Below are 17,641 nucleotides of genomic sequence, written 5' to 3'. Positions count from 1 at the left end.
CGGCCGAATTGTGGCGGAGCGCACACTTCCCGGCCGCAGGAGGCACCTTTGTCAGGGCAACTCGGCCCGAACGTCCGGTGAACCGACCCGGTCCGCTCCGTAGCATCGAAGGGACCGCCACCGCGTTCGGGAAGAGGATCGTCGTGCACGTCGTCACCGGAGCAACCGGCTTCGTCGGTTCCGCGCTCGTGCTGGAGCTGCTGCGCCGCACCGACGCCGACGTGGCCTGCCTGGTCCGCCCCGGCCGGTCCGACGCGGCCAGCCGGCTGACCACCGCCCTCACCTCGGCCGCACGGGCGTTCGGGCACGGCGAGGCGTTCGACAGCGACATCCGACACCGCTGCGTCGCCGTGCCGGCCGATGTGCAACTCCCGTTGTGCGGCGTGGATCCCGGCCGTTTTCCCGCAGGCGCGGCCGAGTTCTGGCACTGCGCCGCCGACCAGCGGTACGAGGACCGGCACTGGGAAGGCTTGCAGCGCACCAATGTGCTCGGCACGCGACACGCCGTGGACCTGGCCGTCGCCCTGGGGTGCCACTCCTTCAACCACTTCAGCACCGCCTACGTCGCCGGCCGTCGTTATGGGACGGTCCGCGAACTGCCGGTGACCGATCCGCTGCACAACAACCGGTACGAGGAGAGCAAGATCGCCGCCGAGTGGGCGGTGCTGGCCGCCGACGGCCTGGTGAAGCGGATCCTGCGGCCCGGCCTGGTGATCGGGCACAGCGTCACCCACGCCGTGGTCGGCGGGCACACCGGCATGTACGGCATCCACCGGCAGCTCGTGCAGCTGGAGCGGATGCTGTCCATGCTCGGCGACCCGGCCGTGCGCACCCGGCCGCTGCGGCTGCGGGTCGACCGGGCCACCCCGGTCAACCTGGCCCCGGTCGACCTGGTCGCCGCCGACGCCGTGGCCGTCAGCCGGTCCGGCCACGCCGGCGTGTTCCACCTGACCCACCCGACCGACATCCGCGTGGGCGACGGCCTGGACCTGATGTTCGACATCGTGGGCCTGCCCCGCCCGCACTACACCTACTCCGACGCCGGCTTCGCCCCCGCCGACCGCGAGTTCGACCGCCGGATCGACGCCTTCCGCTCGTACCTGACCGGTGCCAAGACCTTCGACCGCACACGTTTGCTGGCCGCCGTCCCCACCCCGGCCGTGTCGACCTGGACCGCGACCCTGCCGGTGCTGCGGGACCACCAGATCTGGTACCAGATCCACGCCACCTCGCGCCAGAACGTCCCCCTGCTCAGCCGCTGACCCCCGCGAGTCCCGTCCTCCGGCAAGCGAGTCCCGTCCTCGGGACCCACCACGCCCGAAAAGACCCGGCCGCTGGAACCTGCATCATGGTTGCCCGAAAACGGGACTCGCCCTGACGCTGAGCGGGACTCGCCGGGGGTGGGAATTGGGTTGCTGGCCGTCCTGCCATCCGGTTCAATGCACGACCTCGTGGGGGACTTCGTCAAGGCACTGTGGCGGGCGCATCGCGGACTGGCGGCTGCGTGGTGGATTCTGCTGCTGGCACAGGGAATTCTGCCGCCGCTGTTCGCGTACGCGGTGGGGGCGCTGATCGCCGCCGAGAACCCGGTGTGGCCGCTGGCCGCACTGGCAACGGTGTTCTTGCTGATGCAAGTCCTTGCCCCTGTGCACGGCCAGGTCAGCACCAATCTCGGCGACCACCTGTCGTCCCGGCTCCAGGACCGCCTGATCATGGCGACCACGGGCCCGCCGGGCATCGCGCACCTGGAATCGCGGGAACTGGCCGGCGAGCTGGCCGTGGCCCGGGACTTCGACCTGGGCATCTCCGGCCCGCCACTGGCGCTGTCGATGGGCCTGATCGCCGGCAGCCTGGTGGAGGCGCTGGCCGGAGTCGGCCAGGCGGTCCTGCTGGCGACGTATCACTGGTGGGCCGGCGTGCTGCTGGCGGCGGCCTGGCTGGCCACGCACTGGCTGCTCCGCGACAGCAGCACGTGGAACCGGGACGCCCCCGAGGTGCAGTACGCCCAGCGGCGCGCGGAGTACACGTACCGACTGGCGGTGGATCCCCCGGCGGGCAAGGAGATCCGCCTGTTCGGGCTGAGCGGGTGGACGGTCCGCCAGTTCGTCCACAACAGACGGAAGCTGGTGGATCTGCGCTGGCAGGCCACAAAGCTGCGCCAGCGCGGTGTCGGCTGGACGTTGGCGACGCTGGTTGTCGCGAACGGCGTGGTGTTCTGGGTCCTGGCCACCGACAGCACGATCGGCCTCGGACAGCGCGCCGCGTTCGCGCAGGCGGCGATCGGCACCGCGGCGATCGCCTTCGGCGGCCTGAACTGGGCCCTGCCGCCGGCGATCGAGGCTGTCCGGTCGGCCATGGGACTTGCGGCGAAGATGTCGCGCGCCGGTGGATTGCCCTCCGGTTCCCGCATGCCCACCGGCACCGACTTGCGGTTTCGGAATGTCCGGTTCAGCTACCCGAACGCCGACCGGCCGGTGCTGGACGGTCTGGATCTCACCATCCCGGCCGGCACCTCGCTGGCCGTGGTCGGGCTGAACGGGGCCGGCAAGACCACCCTGGTCAAGCTGATCTGCCGGCTCTACGACCCCACACAGGGATCCGTCGAGGCCGACGGCGTCGACCTCAGGGAGTTGGACCTCAAGGGCTGGCGGTCGAACGTGACGGCCGTGTTCCAGGACTTCATCCGCTACCAGTTGCCGCTCAAGGACAACGTCGCCCCGACCGGCGCGCCGGTGGAAGACATCCGGCAGGCCCTGGCGGCCACCGGCGCGGCGGTCACCGACCTGGACACCGTGCTGGCCAAGGGATACGACGGCGGCACGGACCTCTCTGGCGGTCAGTGGCAGCGGATCGCCCTGGCCCGGGCGCTCTGCGCGACGAGGCAGGGGGCCGGCATCGTCGTGCTGGACGAGCCGACCGCGCAGCTGGACGTCCGGGGCGAGACCGAGGCGTTCAGCCGGTTCCTGCGGGAAACCCGGGGCTGCACCACGATCCTGGTGTCGCACCGCTTCGGCACGGTCCGCCAGGCCGACCGGATCTGCGTGCTGGACAACGGAAAGGTGGCCGAGCTGGGCACCCACGACGAGCTGATGGCCGCGAACGGCAAGTACCGCGAGCTGTTCGACCTCCAGGCGGCGAGGTACGACCATGACTGAGGATTCCACTGCCCTTACCGAACTTCCCGGCTGGCTGCCCTCGCTGATCCGTTCGCTCAAGCTCGGCTACCGAGCGGGGCCGCTGCTGATCGCGGTGGCGTTCGGGACGACGGTGGCGGCGGCGGTGCCGGATGCCTTGCTGGCGTTGGGGTTCTCGATGCTGGGCACCAACCCGGCAGCGGCGCTGGCCATGCTGGCGGTGCTCGGAGTCGGCGGGTGGCTGCTGGCGACGGTGAGCAGCCGCGCGAACCGGCGGTTCGCCGATCGGGCGGCGATCGTCGTCGAGCAGCATGTCGCCTGCATCCAGTCGACCATCACTACGCTGGAGCATCACGAGCGGCCGGACGTGATGGACCGGATCTCGGTGCTGCGGGATCACGCCGAGGCGTTGAGCGAGCTGTACCAGCAGCTGTTCTGGACGCTGGGCGCCCTGGCCCGGTTGGTGATCACGGTGGGCCTGCTGATGGCGGCGAACCCGTGGTTCGGCCTGCTCGGCGTGATCGCGGTCCCGACGGTGCTGGTGTCGACGTGGCGGTCCGACGCCGAAAGGCGGGCCGAGGAGGCCGGGGCGCAGCACGACCGGCTGGCCAAGCACATGTTCGAGCTGGGCACGACTCCCGGCCCGGCCAAGGAGATCCGCGTCTTCGGGGTGCAGGACAAGATCAAGGATCTCCGTCAGCGAGCCTGGTGGCGACGGCACCGCACGCTCTCCCGGGCCCGCTGGCGCACGGCCTGGTGGCAGGCCGGCGCGCACGCCCTGTTCGGCCTCGCCTACCTGGTGGCCATCGCCTCTGTCGTCCACCAGCCGACGGCGCTGCTGCTGGTGCTGGCCGCCGGCGGCCGGCTCGCCCAGTACGTGGCCAACACCGTGCAGACGACCCAATTCTTCCGCACCATCTGGCTGGACGTCTCGCGTCGGCTGGCCTGGCTGGAGGACTACGCCGCCGCGCAGCGCGATGCCGCGACCCAGTCGCCGCCCGACCGCCTCGACACCGGCATTCGCCTGGAAAACGTCACCTTCCGCTACCCCGGCACCACCAGGACCGTGCTCGACGACGTCACCGTCACGCTGCCGGCCGGCACGACCGTGGCGGTCGTCGGCGAGAACGGTGCCGGCAAGTCCACGCTGGTCAAGCTGCTGTGCCGGCTCTACTCCCCCACCGCCGGCCGGATCCTGGTGGACGGCGTCGACCTGGCGGCGATCGATCCGCAGCAGTGGCGGCAGCGGGTCTCCGGGTCGTTCCAGGACTTCTTCCCGTTCGAGTACACCGCGGCCGAGTCGATCGGCGTCGGAGACCTGCCGCGCATCGACGATCCTGTCGCACTTGACGCTGCGGCGGCCCGGGCCGGCGGGGTGCCGGTGCCACTGCCCACGCAACTCGGCGTGACCTGGGAGAACGGTGTCGATCTCTCGCACGGTCAGTGGCAGCGGGTGGCCCTGGCCCGCGGCTTCATGCGCGACGAGCCGCTGCTGCTCGTGCTGGACGAGCCGACCTCGGCGCTCGACGCCGCCACCGAAGACGCGTTGTTCGAGCGGTACGCCCGGGCGAAGGGGCCCGGTGTGACCGTTCTGGTGTCGCATCGGCTGGCCACGGTGCGGATGGCCGACCTGATTCTGGTGCTGGACGGCAGCCGGCTGGTCGAGTGCGGCTCGCACGCCGAACTGATGGCGGCCGACGGCCGCTATGCGGGGCTGTACCGGATCCAGGCCCGCGCCTACGGCCGAACGGGCAGTTGATCCAGGTCGTGGACCGTCCCGGTGTGCTCCGACCGGATTAGGCGACGATAACCTGACGGCTGTGGACAAGCTTGTGGACATCGGCGCCGTGACCTGATGCGGCTGCGGGTCTCCGCGTGCGGCGCGGCGTTCGTGGTGGATGGCCAGGTCGTCTGGGACGACTACCTGGACCACCGGCAGTTCGTGCTGGGCGACGACGCCGACGTGGCGATGCGCTGGTTCCTGCGCTGGCGGGACCGGGAGTCGGTGCCGGAGCGGCACCGGCACACCGTGGCGGCGCTGCTGGCCAACGACGTCCTGGTGGCCGAGGGCTCGCAGCGAGACGCCCAGGAGCGGGCGGTGCTGCACGCCTGGGGCCGGTGGGGACCGATCGCGCGGGCGTACCACTTCGCGACGCGGACGACTCGCGGCAGCCGGTTCCCGGCCGAGTCGGCCGAAGGCCCGGAGCCGGTCGGCACTTTCCGTGACACGGAAAGGATTCCGCTGCCCTCGGCCGAGCAAGCCCAGTGGCGGCACCGGGATCTGCTCGACGTGCTGCGGCAGAACCAGAGCCACCGGGAGTTCGGCCCGGAGGCGGTGCCGCTGTCCTCGCTGGGCGCGTTGCTCCAGGTCAGCAGCGAGCACAGCACGGAGCTGTACCCGGTGGTTCAGAACGTCGAGGGGCTCAAGCCCGGCGTCTACCACTACGACGGCCACACCCACGAGCTGGCGATGGTCGGCGACCCCGTCAACGGCCCGGACCTGGTCGCGGCCTGTGGCGACCAACCCTGGGTCGCAGCGGCCGGGCTGGTCGTCTTCTACACCAGCGTCCTGTGGCGGCACGACTCCGCGCGGGGCTACCGCACGCTGCAACTGGACGCCGGCCACCGGAACCAGAACCTGTCGCTGGCCGCCACCGGGCTCGGGCTGCGGACCGCGTTCACCTCGACCATCCGGGACGAGCTGGTCGAGGAGCTGATCGGCTGCGACCCGACCACCGAGCTGGCCATCGGCGGCGCGGTCGTCGGAACCGCCTAGCAGGACTCGGCGATCGCCGCGAACTCCTGGATGAGGCGGCTGCGGCGGCCGGCCTCCCAGGCCAGGCAGACCTGGTTGGGCGGGATGTCCCGGACCGGCACGTGCACGATGTCGGGCCGGGTGTAGAAGGTGGCGGTGGACAGCGGCAGCACAGTGACGCCGCGGCCGCTGGCCACGTGCTCCAGCTTCTCCTCCACAGCGTGGAACGCGCCGACCTGGGCACGGGTACCGTCCCGCAGCTCGGTGGCGATGTCCCGCCACTCCGGCACCGCGTCGGGATCCTGTAGCAGGTGCTCGTCGGCCAGGTCGGCGACGGCGATGGACTCCTTGCCGGCCAGCCGGTGATCGGCCGGCAGCACCGCGACCCGGGGCTCGGTCAGCAGCGGCCGCACGGTCAGGCCGGACTGATCCACCGGCAGCCGGATGTAGGAGACGTCGACCCGGCCGTCGTGCACCACCTCGATCTGGTCGTGCCAGCTGGTTCGCACCACGTTGACGGTCAGCTCGGGGTGTCGGTCGGACAGCGCCCGCACGGCGGCGGTGACGATCAGGCCGGGCATGAAGCCGACGGTGAACGAGTGCTGCCCACGGGCGGCCCGGCCGACCCGCAACCGCAGCGCCTGCGCACTCGCCAACAGCGGACGGGCGTCGGCCAGCAACTGCTCCCCCGCAGCAGTCAGCTCGGTGCGCCGCCGGTCGCGGGCGAACAGCCGCACCTTCAGCTCGTCCTCCAGGGCGCGGATCTGCCGCGACAACACCGGCTGGGCGATGTGCAGCCGCTCGGCCGCCCGCCCGAAGTGCAGTTCCTCGGCGACAACCACGAATTTTCTGATGCGCTCCAGATTCAGCGCTGGCCTGCTGTAATCCGTCACAGCCCCTCCTGGACCCATCACGGCACCCGCCACGTGCGAAACGATCACCGGGCATGGGTGGGTTGCTCCGCTACCCATCCTGCCGTGCGACGCCGTGGGCAGCACAGCTGTCGCGTCGAGACGCGAGGCGTTGCTGGCGCGGTAACGGAACGGGCCGGGTTCGATCGACGCACCGATCGAACCCGGACCCTCGGTCAGCTATACGCGGCAGGCGTCCAGCTTGGTCACGAGAATCGCCCTGGCGCCGATCCCCTGCAACTGGTCCATGACCCGCTGCACGTCGCCGCGTAGTACCAGCGACCGCACCGCGACCCACTGAGCATCGGCCAGCGGGGAGATCGTCGGGGATTCCAGCCCTGGCGTCAGCGCACAGGCCTGCTCCAGTGCCGCCTTCGGGCAGTCGTAGTCCATCACCACGTACTTCCGCGAGTTCAGCACGCCCCGCAGCCGCTCCACCATCCCCCGGACGATGGCGTGCTTGTCCTCGTCGAGCGCCCTGCTGCTGCTCTGGATCAGCACGCCCTGCGAATGCATGAGCGGCTCGCCGAACGGCACCAATCCGGCGTTGCGCAGTGACTCGCCCGTCTCCACGACGTCGGCGATCGCATCGGCCACCCCGAGCTCGATGGCGTTTTCCACGCCGCCGTCCAGCGTGACCAGGTCCACCGTGATTCCGCGGCCAGCCAGGGACTTGGCCACCAAGGTCGGAAACGACGTCGCGAGCCTGCGTCCGTGCAGGTCCTCGATCGTTCGGATCGGAGAGTCGGCCGGCGCGGCGAACCGGAACCGCGCCTTGGCGAACCCGAGTTCCAGGATGGGTTCCGCCGCGGCGCCGGAGTTGACCAGCAGGTCCAGGCCCGTCACGCCGACGTCGAGGTCGCCGGTGGCTACATAGGTGGCGATGTCCTTGGGGCGCAGGTAGATGATGAGCATGTCGTTGTCCGGGTCATAGCGCCGAAGCTCGCGATGGCCCTTCTGCGCGTGGTACCCGGCGTCGGTCAGCAACTCCATGGCCGGGCCGCTGAGCGACCCCTTGCTCGGCACTGCCACGCGAAGCGTCATGCGCCCATGGTGGCAGGGCCCACCCCGCGACTCGAGCGGGTTATCGCGCCGGCGGTGAACGGCTCCAGTGCGGTTGGAGTGATGCCGCCTGACTCCCAGCCGTGCACCAGCACGGTCATTCCAGGCATCAGCTGCCGTTGACGACCGGACCTTGGATCCGAGCATTCCTCACGGAGGATGCCGCTCCGACGACACCACTCGGACAACACCGTCGCGGCACCCCTGACGCGGGCTCGACAGTCACGCCAGCTACATCAAATACGGAGCTAGTGACTACGAAGGGGAACACATGAGCGATTGCCGTACAGCACAGAAGTACCGCAACCAGGGCAGCCGGCAGTGACCATCAGTGGCCATCGACGCCAGGTCGACACCGATGGCGCGAGGCCGTCCTACAGAGAGCCATTTCAGCCGAAAGGTCGGAGCGTGTAGTCCGGCGCTGGCACAATCCACGTCATGACAGGCCCCATACCTCCCACTGTCAGCCGCCAGCGGCTACACAGGTTCGTAGCCGGCATGACGCTGCTGGTCGCCGGTGTGCTGGCGGTCGGCAGCACGTTCGCGAACCTCTACATCTTCATCGTCCACACCTCCCTGTCCGGCGGGTCCCCGAGCAGGGTGTTCGCGACCACCGGCTGGGTGTCGTCCTACCCGAGCGCGGCTGGCACCTTTCCAACCGCCGTCCTCAGCCGATCCAACTACTATGGTGTGCCAGTGGTCGTTGCGGGCCTGCTGGCGCTGTTCGCCGCCAACACCTTGTTACGCAGTCGCGTTGTGGTCGAACCCCAACTGCTCAGGACCAGACTGGCCGCAGTTGCCATGACCGGACTGATCGTCGGCTTCGCCTGGCTGGTCGTCGCCAGCTTCACGGACGAGATCGAGCAGTACTCCGGCAACCAGTTCGTCGAAATCACGGCCGGCACAGGCATCTGGATTCTCGCCGCCGCCGCCATCGTCGGCACGCTCGGCTGCGTGCTCCTGTTTGGCGTGCACGCGGATCTCGAACCCGACGAGCCCGAGGTACTCGTCTACGAGATGGAGATGGACACCCCACCCATCGGCTTCCCCGCCCTGGTCGAGCTTGCTCCGGTCACCGACAGGGCCGAGCGCTGGCCGCGTTAGTGCACTGAGGCCCGGTAGATCTGCTCGATCGACGCCTCCAGTCGCGCGGTGAACGCCTCGTCCGACTGTTGCTCGGTCAGCCCCTCCAACAGCGCGCGGGAGAAGCTGGCGATCAGGGTCGGGTCGTGGGCCAGTCGCTCGCACGCCTCGTCGCGGCTGTAGCCGCCGGACAGGGCGACGACCCGCAGCATTCGGGGGTCGGCCGCCAACTCGCCGTACAGGCCGGGCCGGGTCGGGATGCTGATCTTGAGCATGATCAGGGCGTCCGCGTCGAGCGCCTTGAGCCGGCGGGTGACGGCATCGAGCAGCAGCGCCTCGGACTGCTCCTTGTCCGGGCTGGTGATCGTCACCTCGGGTTCGAGGATCGGCACCAGGCCGGCGGCCATGATCCGCTTCCCGTACTCGAACTGCTGGTCCACGATGGCCTCGATGCCGGCCGGATCAGCCGAGTTGATCACCGAGCGCATCTTGGTGCCGAAGATCCCGTGCTCGCGAGCCCGGGCCAGCAGGTCGTCGAGGGTGTCGATCGGCTTCATCAGCCGCACCCCGTCGGCCTCGTCGGCCAGCCCCTTGTCGACCTTGAGAATCGGCACGACGTTCTTGCGCTGCCACAGGAACTGGGCGGTGGGCAGGCCGTCCACCGCCCGCTCCATGGTCTGCTCGAACAGGATCGCCGCCAGCACCCGCGAGCCGTCGAACGCCGGGTTGGTCATCAACCGGGTCCGCATGGCGTGCACCAGGTCGAACATCTCGGTGTCGGAGCCGTAGCGGTCGGCCCCGACGCCGTACTCGGCCAGCGCCTTGGGCGTGCTGCCGCCGCTCTGGTCCAACGCCGCGAAGAACCCCTTGCCGGCCTTGATCTTCTCCAGCTGCGTGGTGTCCATGGGCCGAGCCTAGAACGACAGCTCCGCGGCGGCATCCGGGATCAGCCGCTGTACTTGCTGGTGCAGATGGCCGGGCCGGTGGAGGTGAAGCCGTCGCGGAAGGCCTCCACCCGGGCGAAGCCGGACGGCACGGACCGGCCGTTGACGTCGGCGGCGATCAGGCTGTCGCCGGTGAGCATCTCGGACACGGCCTCGTCGAGGTCGCCGGGCGAGAGCTGGAGCGCGCCCTGGTGTGCGGGCGTGATGGTGCCGGCCCACATGCCGGTCAGGCACGCCGTGAGCTGGCCGGTCGACGGACCGTCGAGGGCATGGCCGGTCCCGTGTTCGTAGGCGAGTGCGAAGCGCGACGCGATTTCGGCGAACGCGGCGAAGTCACCGATGCCTCCCTTGACGCCCTTCTGGGGCGGTGTGCCGACGCGGACCAGATTGGCCAGGTCGAGTGAGATCCTGTTGGTGATGGGGCAGTACGAGGCCGGCGAGGTCGCCTTGCCGTCCGAACAGGACAGTTGGCCGGCAACCAGTTGTCCCTGGGGGAACACGGCCTTGAGCGTGGTTTGCAGGTCGCGCAGGGCACTCTGGTCGTTGACCCGGAGGTTTCCCTTGCCCAGGCCCTGGTCCCGGTCGTTGGGGTCGAACTGCTGCTCGGTGATCCGGCTCTGCACCTCGGCCACGTCGATGCGGGCGCAGCGCTTGGCGCCGTCGGAGAAGCCGAGCTGGAACGCGGTCACCCGGTCGAAGGCATTGCCGTGCGCGCCGGCGGCCTGCGCGCTGGCGCCGGCGGTGTCACGGATGAAGAACAGCGTGGCCATGATCTGGTTCAGGCCGGGCCCGGTGGACAGCTGGAAGTGCGGCGCCTGCCCCTCGGCCACGGACCGGAAGAACGTGCCGGCGTAGCAGTCGGCCTGCTGCTCCTTGACGATCGTCGGCGTGGCCTGGTTGACGCTGCCGAGCCGGAACTGCACGGCGTGGCCGAGTTCGTGGGCCAGCACCGCGACCACGGCCATCGGGCCGAAGGAGTCGTTGAGCTGCGGCAGAAGCTGACCGCGGTCCCAGGACACGGAGTCGTCCTGCTGGCAGTAGAAGGCGTTGACCAGACCGGCGGTGCTGGAGCCGCAGAGCTTGAGCGGTTGCCCGGTCGAGTCGTACGACGTGAGCTGCTTGACCGGGGCGAACTGTTTGCCGAAGTCGGCCGGAAGTTCCTTCTCCCAGAAGGCTTGCACGTCGGCGACGGCGTTCGCGGCCAGCCGGTCGACGGCGCTGCGGTCGGAGTTGGCGACCGGCAGGCCGGCGTCGGCGACACCGGGCCGCGGGCCGCTGTCACCGCTGGTGACGGCGAGCCCTGCGACCTGGTTCGGGTCGGGGCGCTCGACCGCGCCGGAGCCGCCGATCGCCTGGGCGCATCCGGAAACCAACACCGCGACGGCGGCCACGAGGGCGGCAGCGGACGCGACAGTCTTGCGGATCATCGGGATTCTCCAGGCGGGACAAGCGGTTCCGGCCGTTCCGGAAGCCGTTCGCGAGGTACACGGACGGGTCCCGGCACCGGTTCACCCCGAACGGGGGATCTTGCCCGAACAGTCAGATGGCGTACTTCCAGGCGGTCAGCGCGTAGGCCCCGATCCACCCGCTGACCAGCGCCGACGCCACCAACACGGCCAGCACGGTGCCGTTGCGGCGGCGGGCCAGCCCGATCGCCACCGGGATCAGCAGCGTGCAGGCCGGCACCAGCAGCCGCATCTTCGAATAGGTCACGCCGCTGGACCCGGCGGTCATCACCACCAGCCCGATCCCGTACGCGACGAGCGGCCACGGCTGTTTGCGCAGCACCGCCAGCACGCACAGCACGATCGCCCCCAGCACCACGAACATGTTGGTGGTCTCCATGACCGAGGTGTCGCGGGTCAGCACGTACCGGATGAACTGCCAGGTGTTGGCGCCGAAGTCGAAAGCCGTGCCCCAGCCGGCCTTCTGCACCTCGAACCAGCCGGTCAGGCTGCCGGTGCGATTCGCGACCCAGGCCAGGAAGCCGACCAGCCCGAGTGGACAGATGGCCGCGGCCAGCCAGGCCGACGCCGTCCGGCCGTACATGATCACGGCCACGATCACGATGACGATCAGCACACCCGCGCTCGGCCGGACCAGACCCGCCGCCGCGCAACACAAAGCGGCCAGCCACCAGCGCCGTTCCATCACCCCGACGAGCGTCCACACGGCCAGTGCGCTGAACAGCGCCTCCGAGTACACCATGGACAGGGTGACCGCCATCGGCGTGGCCGCGAACAGCGCGACGGTGATCAGCCCAACCTTCCGATCCCGTGGCAGCCGCGCGATGCCGTAAGCGGCGGCCAGGCCGGCGATCAGGCTGGCGGCCACGCCGACCAGGGGTAACGCCGTGCTGGTCAATCGACCGAGCATGCCGATCACCAGCGGGTAGCCGGGAAAGAACGCCATCGTCGTGTCGGGCGTGAAGTTCCCGGCCGCGTCCACCTTGCCGAGACCGGCGGTGGCGTAGCCGTCGCGGGCGATCGACAGGTACCACTCGCCGTCCCAGGCCTTGAGCACGTCCAACAGGTTTCGGTCGTGCACGGCCGCGAGCACGCCGAGGATCGCCACGCCCACCACGCGGACCGCGAGGTAGACGCCTGCGGGCGCGAGGGCGTGCCGGGCCAGTCGCTCGACCAGCGGTGTCTTCTCAGCCGAAGGCTCAATCCTGGGTTCGGTGAGGAGTTCTGTGTGCAAGGTGTCGTCCGGTGGGCAGGCGGACGCCGCCGGTCGGCGCCCCGTTCAGGGGTAGGTATGCCCCGGGGGCGGCGGCGGGTTGCACGAAGTTTTCGATGGCATACTCGGTTCCGGTGGCCACGGACGACGACTTCAGCGAGTACTTCGCGGCGCGGGCGCACGCCCTGCGCGCGACGGCGTACCTGCTGTGTGGCGACTGGCACCGGGCCGAGGACATCACCCAGGTCGCGATGACCAAGCTGTACCTGGCGTGGCCCCGGCTGCGACAGGTCGGCCTCGACGCGTACGCGCGCAAGGTGGTGGTGCGGACGTTCCTCGCGGAGAACCGGCGGCTGTGGCGCAAGCGTGAGCACCTCACCCACGAGCCGCCCGAGCTGCCCGCCTCGCACGGCGACGCCGAGCAGCGAATGCTGGTGCAGGCCGCGCTGGCTTCCGTGCCGCCGCGGCAGCGGGCCGTGCTGGTGCTGCGCTACTGGAACGATCTGTCCGTGGAGGAGACCGCCGAGGCGCTCGGCTGCTCCGCCGGCACCGTGAAGAGCCAGGCCGCCCGCGGTGTCGCCGCGCTGCGTCGGCGGCTCGGACCGCACTTCGACGTGCTCGAACCGGACGGGAGGTGAGCCGTGGACACCGACGACGAGCGGATGCGGGCGCTGCTGGCCAGGACCGATGAGCCCGGGCCGCCCCTGGGTTTCACCGCTGCCACCATCGCCCGGCGGGGCCGCCGGATCCGCCTCCTGCGCTGGGGCGCCGGCGTGGGCGGCGTTGTCGTGGTGGCCGCCGGCGTGACCGTGTCGCTACTGCTCGTGACCAACCGGCCCGTCCAGCCGGCTTCGCCGCCTCCCGTCGCGAACACGGTCACGACCACCACCACGACGACCTTGGCCCCCCTCACCACGACGACGTCCCGACACTTCGGTCCGACCACCGATTTCACCACCACGCCCTGAACTCACGAGTTCAGGGAGCGCGCCGCCAGCAGGGCCAGGCCGACCCGGTTGGCGACACCGGTCTTGGTCATCAGGCTGGCGATGTGGGTCTTGACGGTCGTCACCCCCAGGTGCAGGCGCTGGCCGATCTCGGGATTGGACAGACCGTCGCCGACCAGGGCCAGGACCTCTCGTTCCCGGGGCGTGAGCCGGGGCAGCACGGCGGGCGGGGCGGCCGTGCGGGCGGTCACGGCTGTCTGGACCAAGCGGCGGAGGACGTCGGGGCTGAACGGGGAGTCCCCGGCGGCGACCCGCCGGATGGCGGCCAGCACGTCCTCGGGGGCGGCGTCCTTGGCCAGGAAGCCGTGCGCGCCGGCGGCGAGGGCCGGGTAGAGGTGATCGTCGTCGTCGAACGTGGTGAGCACGAGGATCCGGGTGGCCGGTCGGGCGGCGAGGATGCGGGACGTGGCGGTGATGCCGTCGACGCCGGGCATGCGCAGGTCCATCAGCACGACGTCGGGCCGGGTCTGGTCGACGAGGTGCTGGGCGGACTGGCCGTTGTCGGCCTCGCCGACGACCTCGATGTCCTCGGCGGTGCCGCACAGCATGCGCAGCCCGGCCCGGGCCAGGTGCTGGTCGTCGACGATGAGCACGCGGATCACGCGGGCCCGCCCGGAATCTCGACGGCCAGCACCCAGCCGCGCGGGCTGGCCCCGGCGCGCACCGTGCCGCCGAGCAGCTCGATGCGCTCCCGCATGCCGATGAGCCCGAAGCCGCCGCCCCGGGCCTCGGCCGGGCGGCCACGGCGGTCGTCGCTGATGAGGATCTGCACCTCGCCCCGCACGGCGTCGACCCGCAGCGTGGCCCGGGCGTCCGGCCCGGCATGCTTGATCACGTTGGTCAGTCCTTCCTGCACGACCCGCAGCACGGCCAGCCGCCGCATCGCGTCCACAGTGGTCACGCCGGGATCGATCTCCGCCTCCACGGTGAGCCCGGCGCCCCGGGCCCGTTCGACGGCGGCGGCCAGCGCGGCCGGCAGCCCCTTGGGCTCGGCCATCGCCGCCCCGACCTGATCGTCCAGGGTGTCCGGGTCACGCAGCGTCGCGACCAACCGGCGCAGGTCGGCCAGCCCAGTGCGGGCGGTGGCGTGCACCTCGGCCAGCGCCACGGCGACCTCGGGCTCGTTCTCCCCCAGCGCGTGCCGCGCGGCCCCGACCTGCAAGGCAATGGAACCGAGGTAATGGGCGATCAGGTCGTGGAGCTCGCGGGCGATCGCCGTCCGCTCGGCGGCACGGGCGTCACGCAGGGCCTCTTCGCGCTGCCGCTGCGCGGTGACCGCCCGCTGCAACACCCGCCGGATGTACAGGCCGAGCAGCAGCGCCGGCAACGTCATCAGGGCCATCGAGGTCGTCGAGAACAACGCGTCCGAGTACCGCCAGAGCACGACTGCCTGCGCGAACAGGAACACTCCGGTCCCCACCCAGCACTGCCAGCCGGAACGGCGCATCCACAGTTCGGCCAGCGCGACCGGGCCCAGCACGACCACCACGGCCCAGCCCGGCGAGAAGAGCAGCGGCCCGGCCGCGAATAGCAGCGACTGGCCGATCAGGACGGCCAGCGGGAACCGGCCGCCGGCCAGCACCAGCCCGCCCGAGACCACGATCAGGACCCAGTCCGTGACGCCGAGGCCACGGGGATTGTAGGAGCTCTGGATGCCCAGGTAGGCCGCGCCGGCCAGCAGCGGCACGAAGCGGACCGGCACCCACAGCAGCTCGGTGGACACTCGTTGCACAGCACCGACCCTAGGGATCATCCCCGACCCCCGCCTCATACCGTGGGATGAGACGGGGTCCTCCTGTCGGACTCCGGTCACGGGCCGGGAGACTGACGAAACCTCATGTGTGCTCGGCCAGGCTGGACCCATGCCCACGATCAACGACACCTCGGCCTTCTTCTCCGCCGCGCTGCGCCAGCCCGGCGTGATCGGCGCCATCGCCCCCAGCGGGCCGGTGCTCGCCGGGACGCTGGCCTCGGTGGTGCCCATGCGGGACAAGCCGTTCGTGGCCGAACTCGGTCCCGGCACCGGACCGGTGAGCCGGGCGATCGGCCGGCGGCTGCCACCGGGCGGCCGCCACCTGGCCGTGGAGATCGATCCCGAGCTGGCCGACCGGCTGGAACTGCTGTGCCCGGACATCGAGGTGCTGCGCGGCGACGCCGCCGAGCTGGGTCCGCTGCTGGACGGCGTCGGGGTCGCGCGGGTGGACGCCGTCGTCAGCGGCCTGCCGTGGTCGCTGTTCCCGGAGGCCCAGCAGCGGGCGATCCTCGGCCAGGTGTGCCGGGTTCTCGCGCCCGGCGCGGGATTCAGCACGTTCGCGTACCGCTTCTCCACGCCGACGCCCGGCGGCCGGCGGTTCCGCGCGCTGCTGCACGAGCACTTCGAGGAGGTCGTGGTCAGCCGTACGATCTGGCGGAACTTCCCGCCGGCGCTGGTGTATCTGTGCCGGCGGCCCTTCGATGCCTGACGTGTTGACGTGGCTGCGGGGCCTGCCGCAGCCGTTCCTCCTGCTGGCCGCCGGCTCGTTGATCGTGGCCGATTCCGGGCTGCTCATCGGCTTGGTGCTGCCGGGCACGAGCGCGTTGCTGGCGCTGGGGGTGCTCGCGCGACTGGACGTCGTGAACCTTGTGGTCGCCGGAGTTGTCGCGGCGGTGGCGGCGGTTGCCGGCCCGCAGCTGGCCTACCTGCGCAGCCTCGGCGGCGATTTCCCGGTGCCGCAAAGGTTTCTCGCGGCGCGGGAACGGGCAGCGGCGCTGGTGGGGCGGCTCGGGTTGCCGGCCGTCTGCTGTGGACAGTGGCTGGGGCCGATCCGGACCCTCACTCCGCGACTGGCGGCGCGGGCCGGCATTCCCTACCGCCGCTTCGTTTCCGTGAGCGTGCCGACGGCGACGGTGTGGTCTCTGACCCTGCTCGCCGTCGGCTACCTGGGCAGCGCGGTGTACGAAACCTTGAGCCAGTGGCTGGGAATCGGCGCGGCCGCCGTCGCGGCGGCGGTGGTCGCGGTGGTGTGGGCTACGCGCCGATTCGATTCCCGGCGCGCCACACGGCGCGAATATTCCGAGTCGCGGTGATGTCCGTGGTCGGATCCCCTTGCACCAGCAGCAGATCGGCTCGCAGACCGGGCGCGATCCGGCCCCGGTCGGTGAGGCCGAAGGCGCGGGCCGGCAGCTCGGTCGCCGAGCGCAGGATCTCCACCGGGCTCAGACCGGCGCGGGCCAGCAGCTCGAACTCGTGGTGCAGGCTCTCGCCGTGCGCGATCCGGCTGGGCAGCCCCGGGGTGGCGTGCGCGTCGGTGCCGGCGAGGATCTCGATGCCGGCCTCGCGCAGGGCGGCGACGCTGGCGAACAGGAAGTCCTGGGGACCGGCCATGGATTCGATCACGGTCATCGTCGGGACGTCGATCTGGCCGTTGGCCCGCATCGCGGCGATGTCGTCGGGGCTGATCACGCCGTTGCGTGGGACGTGGGTGATGAAGTCCGCCTTCGTGGCGACGGCGACGGTGTAGGCGCCGACGGTGGCAGCATGGATGACCACCTTCAGGCCGTGCTCGTGGGCGGCCTCGACCAGCGCGGTCAGGGTCTCCTGGCTCGGGCCGCCGTCGCCGGGCGCCTCGGCGACGCCCTTGATGTAGTCGACGCCCTCGGCGACGCGGGCCTCGACGTGCCGGCGCGCGTCCTCCGGGGTGAGCACGATCGCCTCGGCCGGCAGCTTGAGGATCTTGGCGTGCGGGCCGTCGGGGCCGATCGCCGGCAGGCCGGCGGTGCGGAAGTCGGCGCCGCCGGTGTGCTGACGGGTGGACTTGATCAGCTCGGGCGGCCAGAACGCCATGTCGAAGGCGGTGGTGACGCCCCAGCGGGCCAGCTCGTTCAGAGTCTCCGGCCCGGACAGGTGGACGTGGCTGTCGATCAGGCCCGGCAGCAGCGTCGCGCCGGCGGCGTCCACCTCCTGCGCGCCGTTGCTGTTGTCGCCGATGACCGGGCCGTCGATGACCACGGTGGTGGGTTCGGTGAGCCGCTGGCCGTCGAAGACCCGGACGTTGGTGAGCGCGGTGAGCACTGGCCGCCTCCTTAG

17 protein-coding genes are annotated in these 17,641 nt (G+C 70.8%); 9 read left to right on the top strand and 8 right to left on the bottom strand.

The annotated features are described in order from the left end of the window. Nucleotides 1-143 precede the first annotated feature (143 nt). The 4 genes from JJ691_RS00620 to JJ691_RS00605 all read left to right on the top strand — a co-directional run bounded on the left by JJ691_RS00620 (nucleotide 144) and on the right by JJ691_RS00605 (nucleotide 5,910). Nucleotides 144-1,262 (top strand): SDR family oxidoreductase, encoded by a 1,119-nt coding sequence (locus JJ691_RS00620; protein WP_211766820.1) that lies wholly within the window; start codon nucleotides 144-146, stop codon nucleotides 1,260-1,262. A 177-nt stretch (nucleotides 1,263-1,439) separates the two neighbouring features. Further along, nucleotides 1,440-3,155: an ABC transporter ATP-binding protein gene (locus JJ691_RS00615; RefSeq protein ID WP_211766819.1), complete on the top strand. Its 1,716-nt coding sequence runs from the start codon at nucleotides 1,440-1,442 to the stop codon at nucleotides 3,153-3,155. Then, entirely contained in the window at nucleotides 3,148-4,893 is a 1,746-nt protein-coding gene (locus JJ691_RS00610; protein ID WP_211766818.1) for an ABC transporter ATP-binding protein, read from the top strand. Before JJ691_RS00615 ends, JJ691_RS00610 begins: the two co-directional genes overlap by 8 nt. 96 nt (nucleotides 4,894-4,989) lie before the next feature. Further along, nucleotides 4,990-5,910, top strand: coding sequence for a SagB/ThcOx family dehydrogenase (locus JJ691_RS00605; protein ID WP_211766817.1), 921 nt, complete (start codon nucleotides 4,990-4,992; stop codon nucleotides 5,908-5,910). Here the strand turns inward: JJ691_RS00605 and JJ691_RS00600 are convergent. Beyond that, a complete protein-coding gene (locus JJ691_RS00600; RefSeq protein WP_249227606.1) occupies nucleotides 5,907-6,782 on the bottom strand; it encodes a LysR family transcriptional regulator in 876 nt (291 codons plus the stop codon). The genes JJ691_RS00605 and JJ691_RS00600 overlap by 4 nt on opposite strands. A gap of 198 nt (nucleotides 6,783-6,980) precedes the next feature. Then, nucleotides 6,981-7,844 (bottom strand): ATP phosphoribosyltransferase, encoded by an 864-nt coding sequence (hisG, locus tag JJ691_RS00595; protein WP_211766815.1) that lies wholly within the window; start codon nucleotides 7,842-7,844, stop codon nucleotides 6,981-6,983. A 516-nt stretch (nucleotides 7,845-8,360) separates the two neighbouring features. On the opposite strand from hisG, the gene JJ691_RS00590 reads away from it, so the two are divergent. Beyond that, on the top strand, nucleotides 8,361-8,966 hold the full coding sequence (locus JJ691_RS00590) for a hypothetical protein (RefSeq protein ID WP_211766814.1): 606 nt from the start codon (nucleotides 8,361-8,363) through the stop codon (nucleotides 8,964-8,966). Here JJ691_RS00590 and JJ691_RS00585 read toward each other — a convergent pair. The 3 genes from JJ691_RS00585 to JJ691_RS00575 all read right to left on the bottom strand — a co-directional run bounded on the left by JJ691_RS00585 (nucleotide 8,963) and on the right by JJ691_RS00575 (nucleotide 12,589). After that, entirely contained in the window at nucleotides 8,963-9,850 is an 888-nt protein-coding gene (locus JJ691_RS00585; RefSeq protein WP_211766813.1) for a fructose bisphosphate aldolase, read from the bottom strand. The two genes, JJ691_RS00590 and JJ691_RS00585, sit on opposite strands and share 4 nt — an antisense overlap. A gap of 41 nt (nucleotides 9,851-9,891) precedes the next feature. After that, nucleotides 9,892-11,316 (bottom strand): neutral zinc metallopeptidase, encoded by a 1,425-nt coding sequence (locus tag JJ691_RS00580; RefSeq protein ID WP_211766812.1) that lies wholly within the window; start codon nucleotides 11,314-11,316, stop codon nucleotides 9,892-9,894. 112 nt (nucleotides 11,317-11,428) lie between these two features. Next, the gene (locus JJ691_RS00575) at nucleotides 11,429-12,589 is read right to left on the bottom strand and encodes a glycosyltransferase 87 family protein (protein ID WP_211766811.1); all 1,161 of its coding nucleotides are present in this window, start codon (nucleotides 12,587-12,589) and stop codon (nucleotides 11,429-11,431) included. A gap of 95 nt (nucleotides 12,590-12,684) precedes the next feature. Here JJ691_RS00575 and JJ691_RS00570 point away from each other — a divergent pair, with 95 nt between their 5' ends. After that, nucleotides 12,685-13,206: a SigE family RNA polymerase sigma factor gene (locus JJ691_RS00570; RefSeq protein WP_211766810.1), complete on the top strand. Its 522-nt coding sequence runs from the start codon at nucleotides 12,685-12,687 to the stop codon at nucleotides 13,204-13,206. A 3-nt stretch (nucleotides 13,207-13,209) separates the two neighbouring features. Continuing rightward, nucleotides 13,210-13,536: a hypothetical protein gene (locus JJ691_RS00565; protein ID WP_211766809.1), complete on the top strand. Its 327-nt coding sequence runs from the start codon at nucleotides 13,210-13,212 to the stop codon at nucleotides 13,534-13,536. 2 nt (nucleotides 13,537-13,538) lie between these two features. Here the strand turns inward: JJ691_RS00565 and JJ691_RS00560 are convergent, their stop codons facing one another. Together JJ691_RS00560 and JJ691_RS00555 are read right to left on the bottom strand one after the other, a co-directional pair. Then, nucleotides 13,539-14,177, bottom strand: coding sequence for a response regulator transcription factor (locus JJ691_RS00560; protein WP_211766808.1), 639 nt, complete (start codon nucleotides 14,175-14,177; stop codon nucleotides 13,539-13,541). Then, the gene (locus JJ691_RS00555; RefSeq protein ID WP_211766807.1) at nucleotides 14,174-15,307 is read right to left on the bottom strand and encodes a sensor histidine kinase; all 1,134 of its coding nucleotides are present in this window, start codon (nucleotides 15,305-15,307) and stop codon (nucleotides 14,174-14,176) included. Before JJ691_RS00555 ends, JJ691_RS00560 begins: the two co-directional genes overlap by 4 nt. A gap of 130 nt (nucleotides 15,308-15,437) precedes the next feature. On the opposite strand from JJ691_RS00555, the gene JJ691_RS00550 reads away from it, so the two are divergent. Both JJ691_RS00550 and JJ691_RS00545 read left to right on the top strand, forming a co-directional pair. Continuing rightward, nucleotides 15,438-16,037 carry a class I SAM-dependent methyltransferase gene (locus tag JJ691_RS00550; RefSeq protein ID WP_211766806.1) on the top strand — a complete coding sequence of 200 codons (600 nt, stop codon included), beginning with the start codon at nucleotides 15,438-15,440 and terminating at the stop codon, nucleotides 16,035-16,037. Between the two features lies 1 nt (nucleotide 16,038). Continuing rightward, nucleotides 16,039-16,641, top strand: coding sequence for a DedA family protein (locus JJ691_RS00545; protein WP_211766805.1), 603 nt, complete (start codon nucleotides 16,039-16,041; stop codon nucleotides 16,639-16,641). Here the strand turns inward: JJ691_RS00545 and JJ691_RS00540 are convergent. Then, on the bottom strand, nucleotides 16,583-17,626 hold the full coding sequence (locus JJ691_RS00540; protein WP_211766804.1) for an amidohydrolase family protein: 1,044 nt from the start codon (nucleotides 17,624-17,626) through the stop codon (nucleotides 16,583-16,585). The genes JJ691_RS00545 and JJ691_RS00540 overlap by 59 nt on opposite strands. Between the last annotated feature and the right edge of the window lie 15 nt (nucleotides 17,627-17,641).

It is taken from the genome of Kutzneria sp. CA-103260 (genome assembly GCF_018263855.1).
Classification (GTDB): domain Bacteria; phylum Actinomycetota; class Actinomycetes; order Mycobacteriales; family Pseudonocardiaceae; genus Kutzneria.
This window is presented reverse-complemented; position numbering and strand designations above follow the sequence as displayed.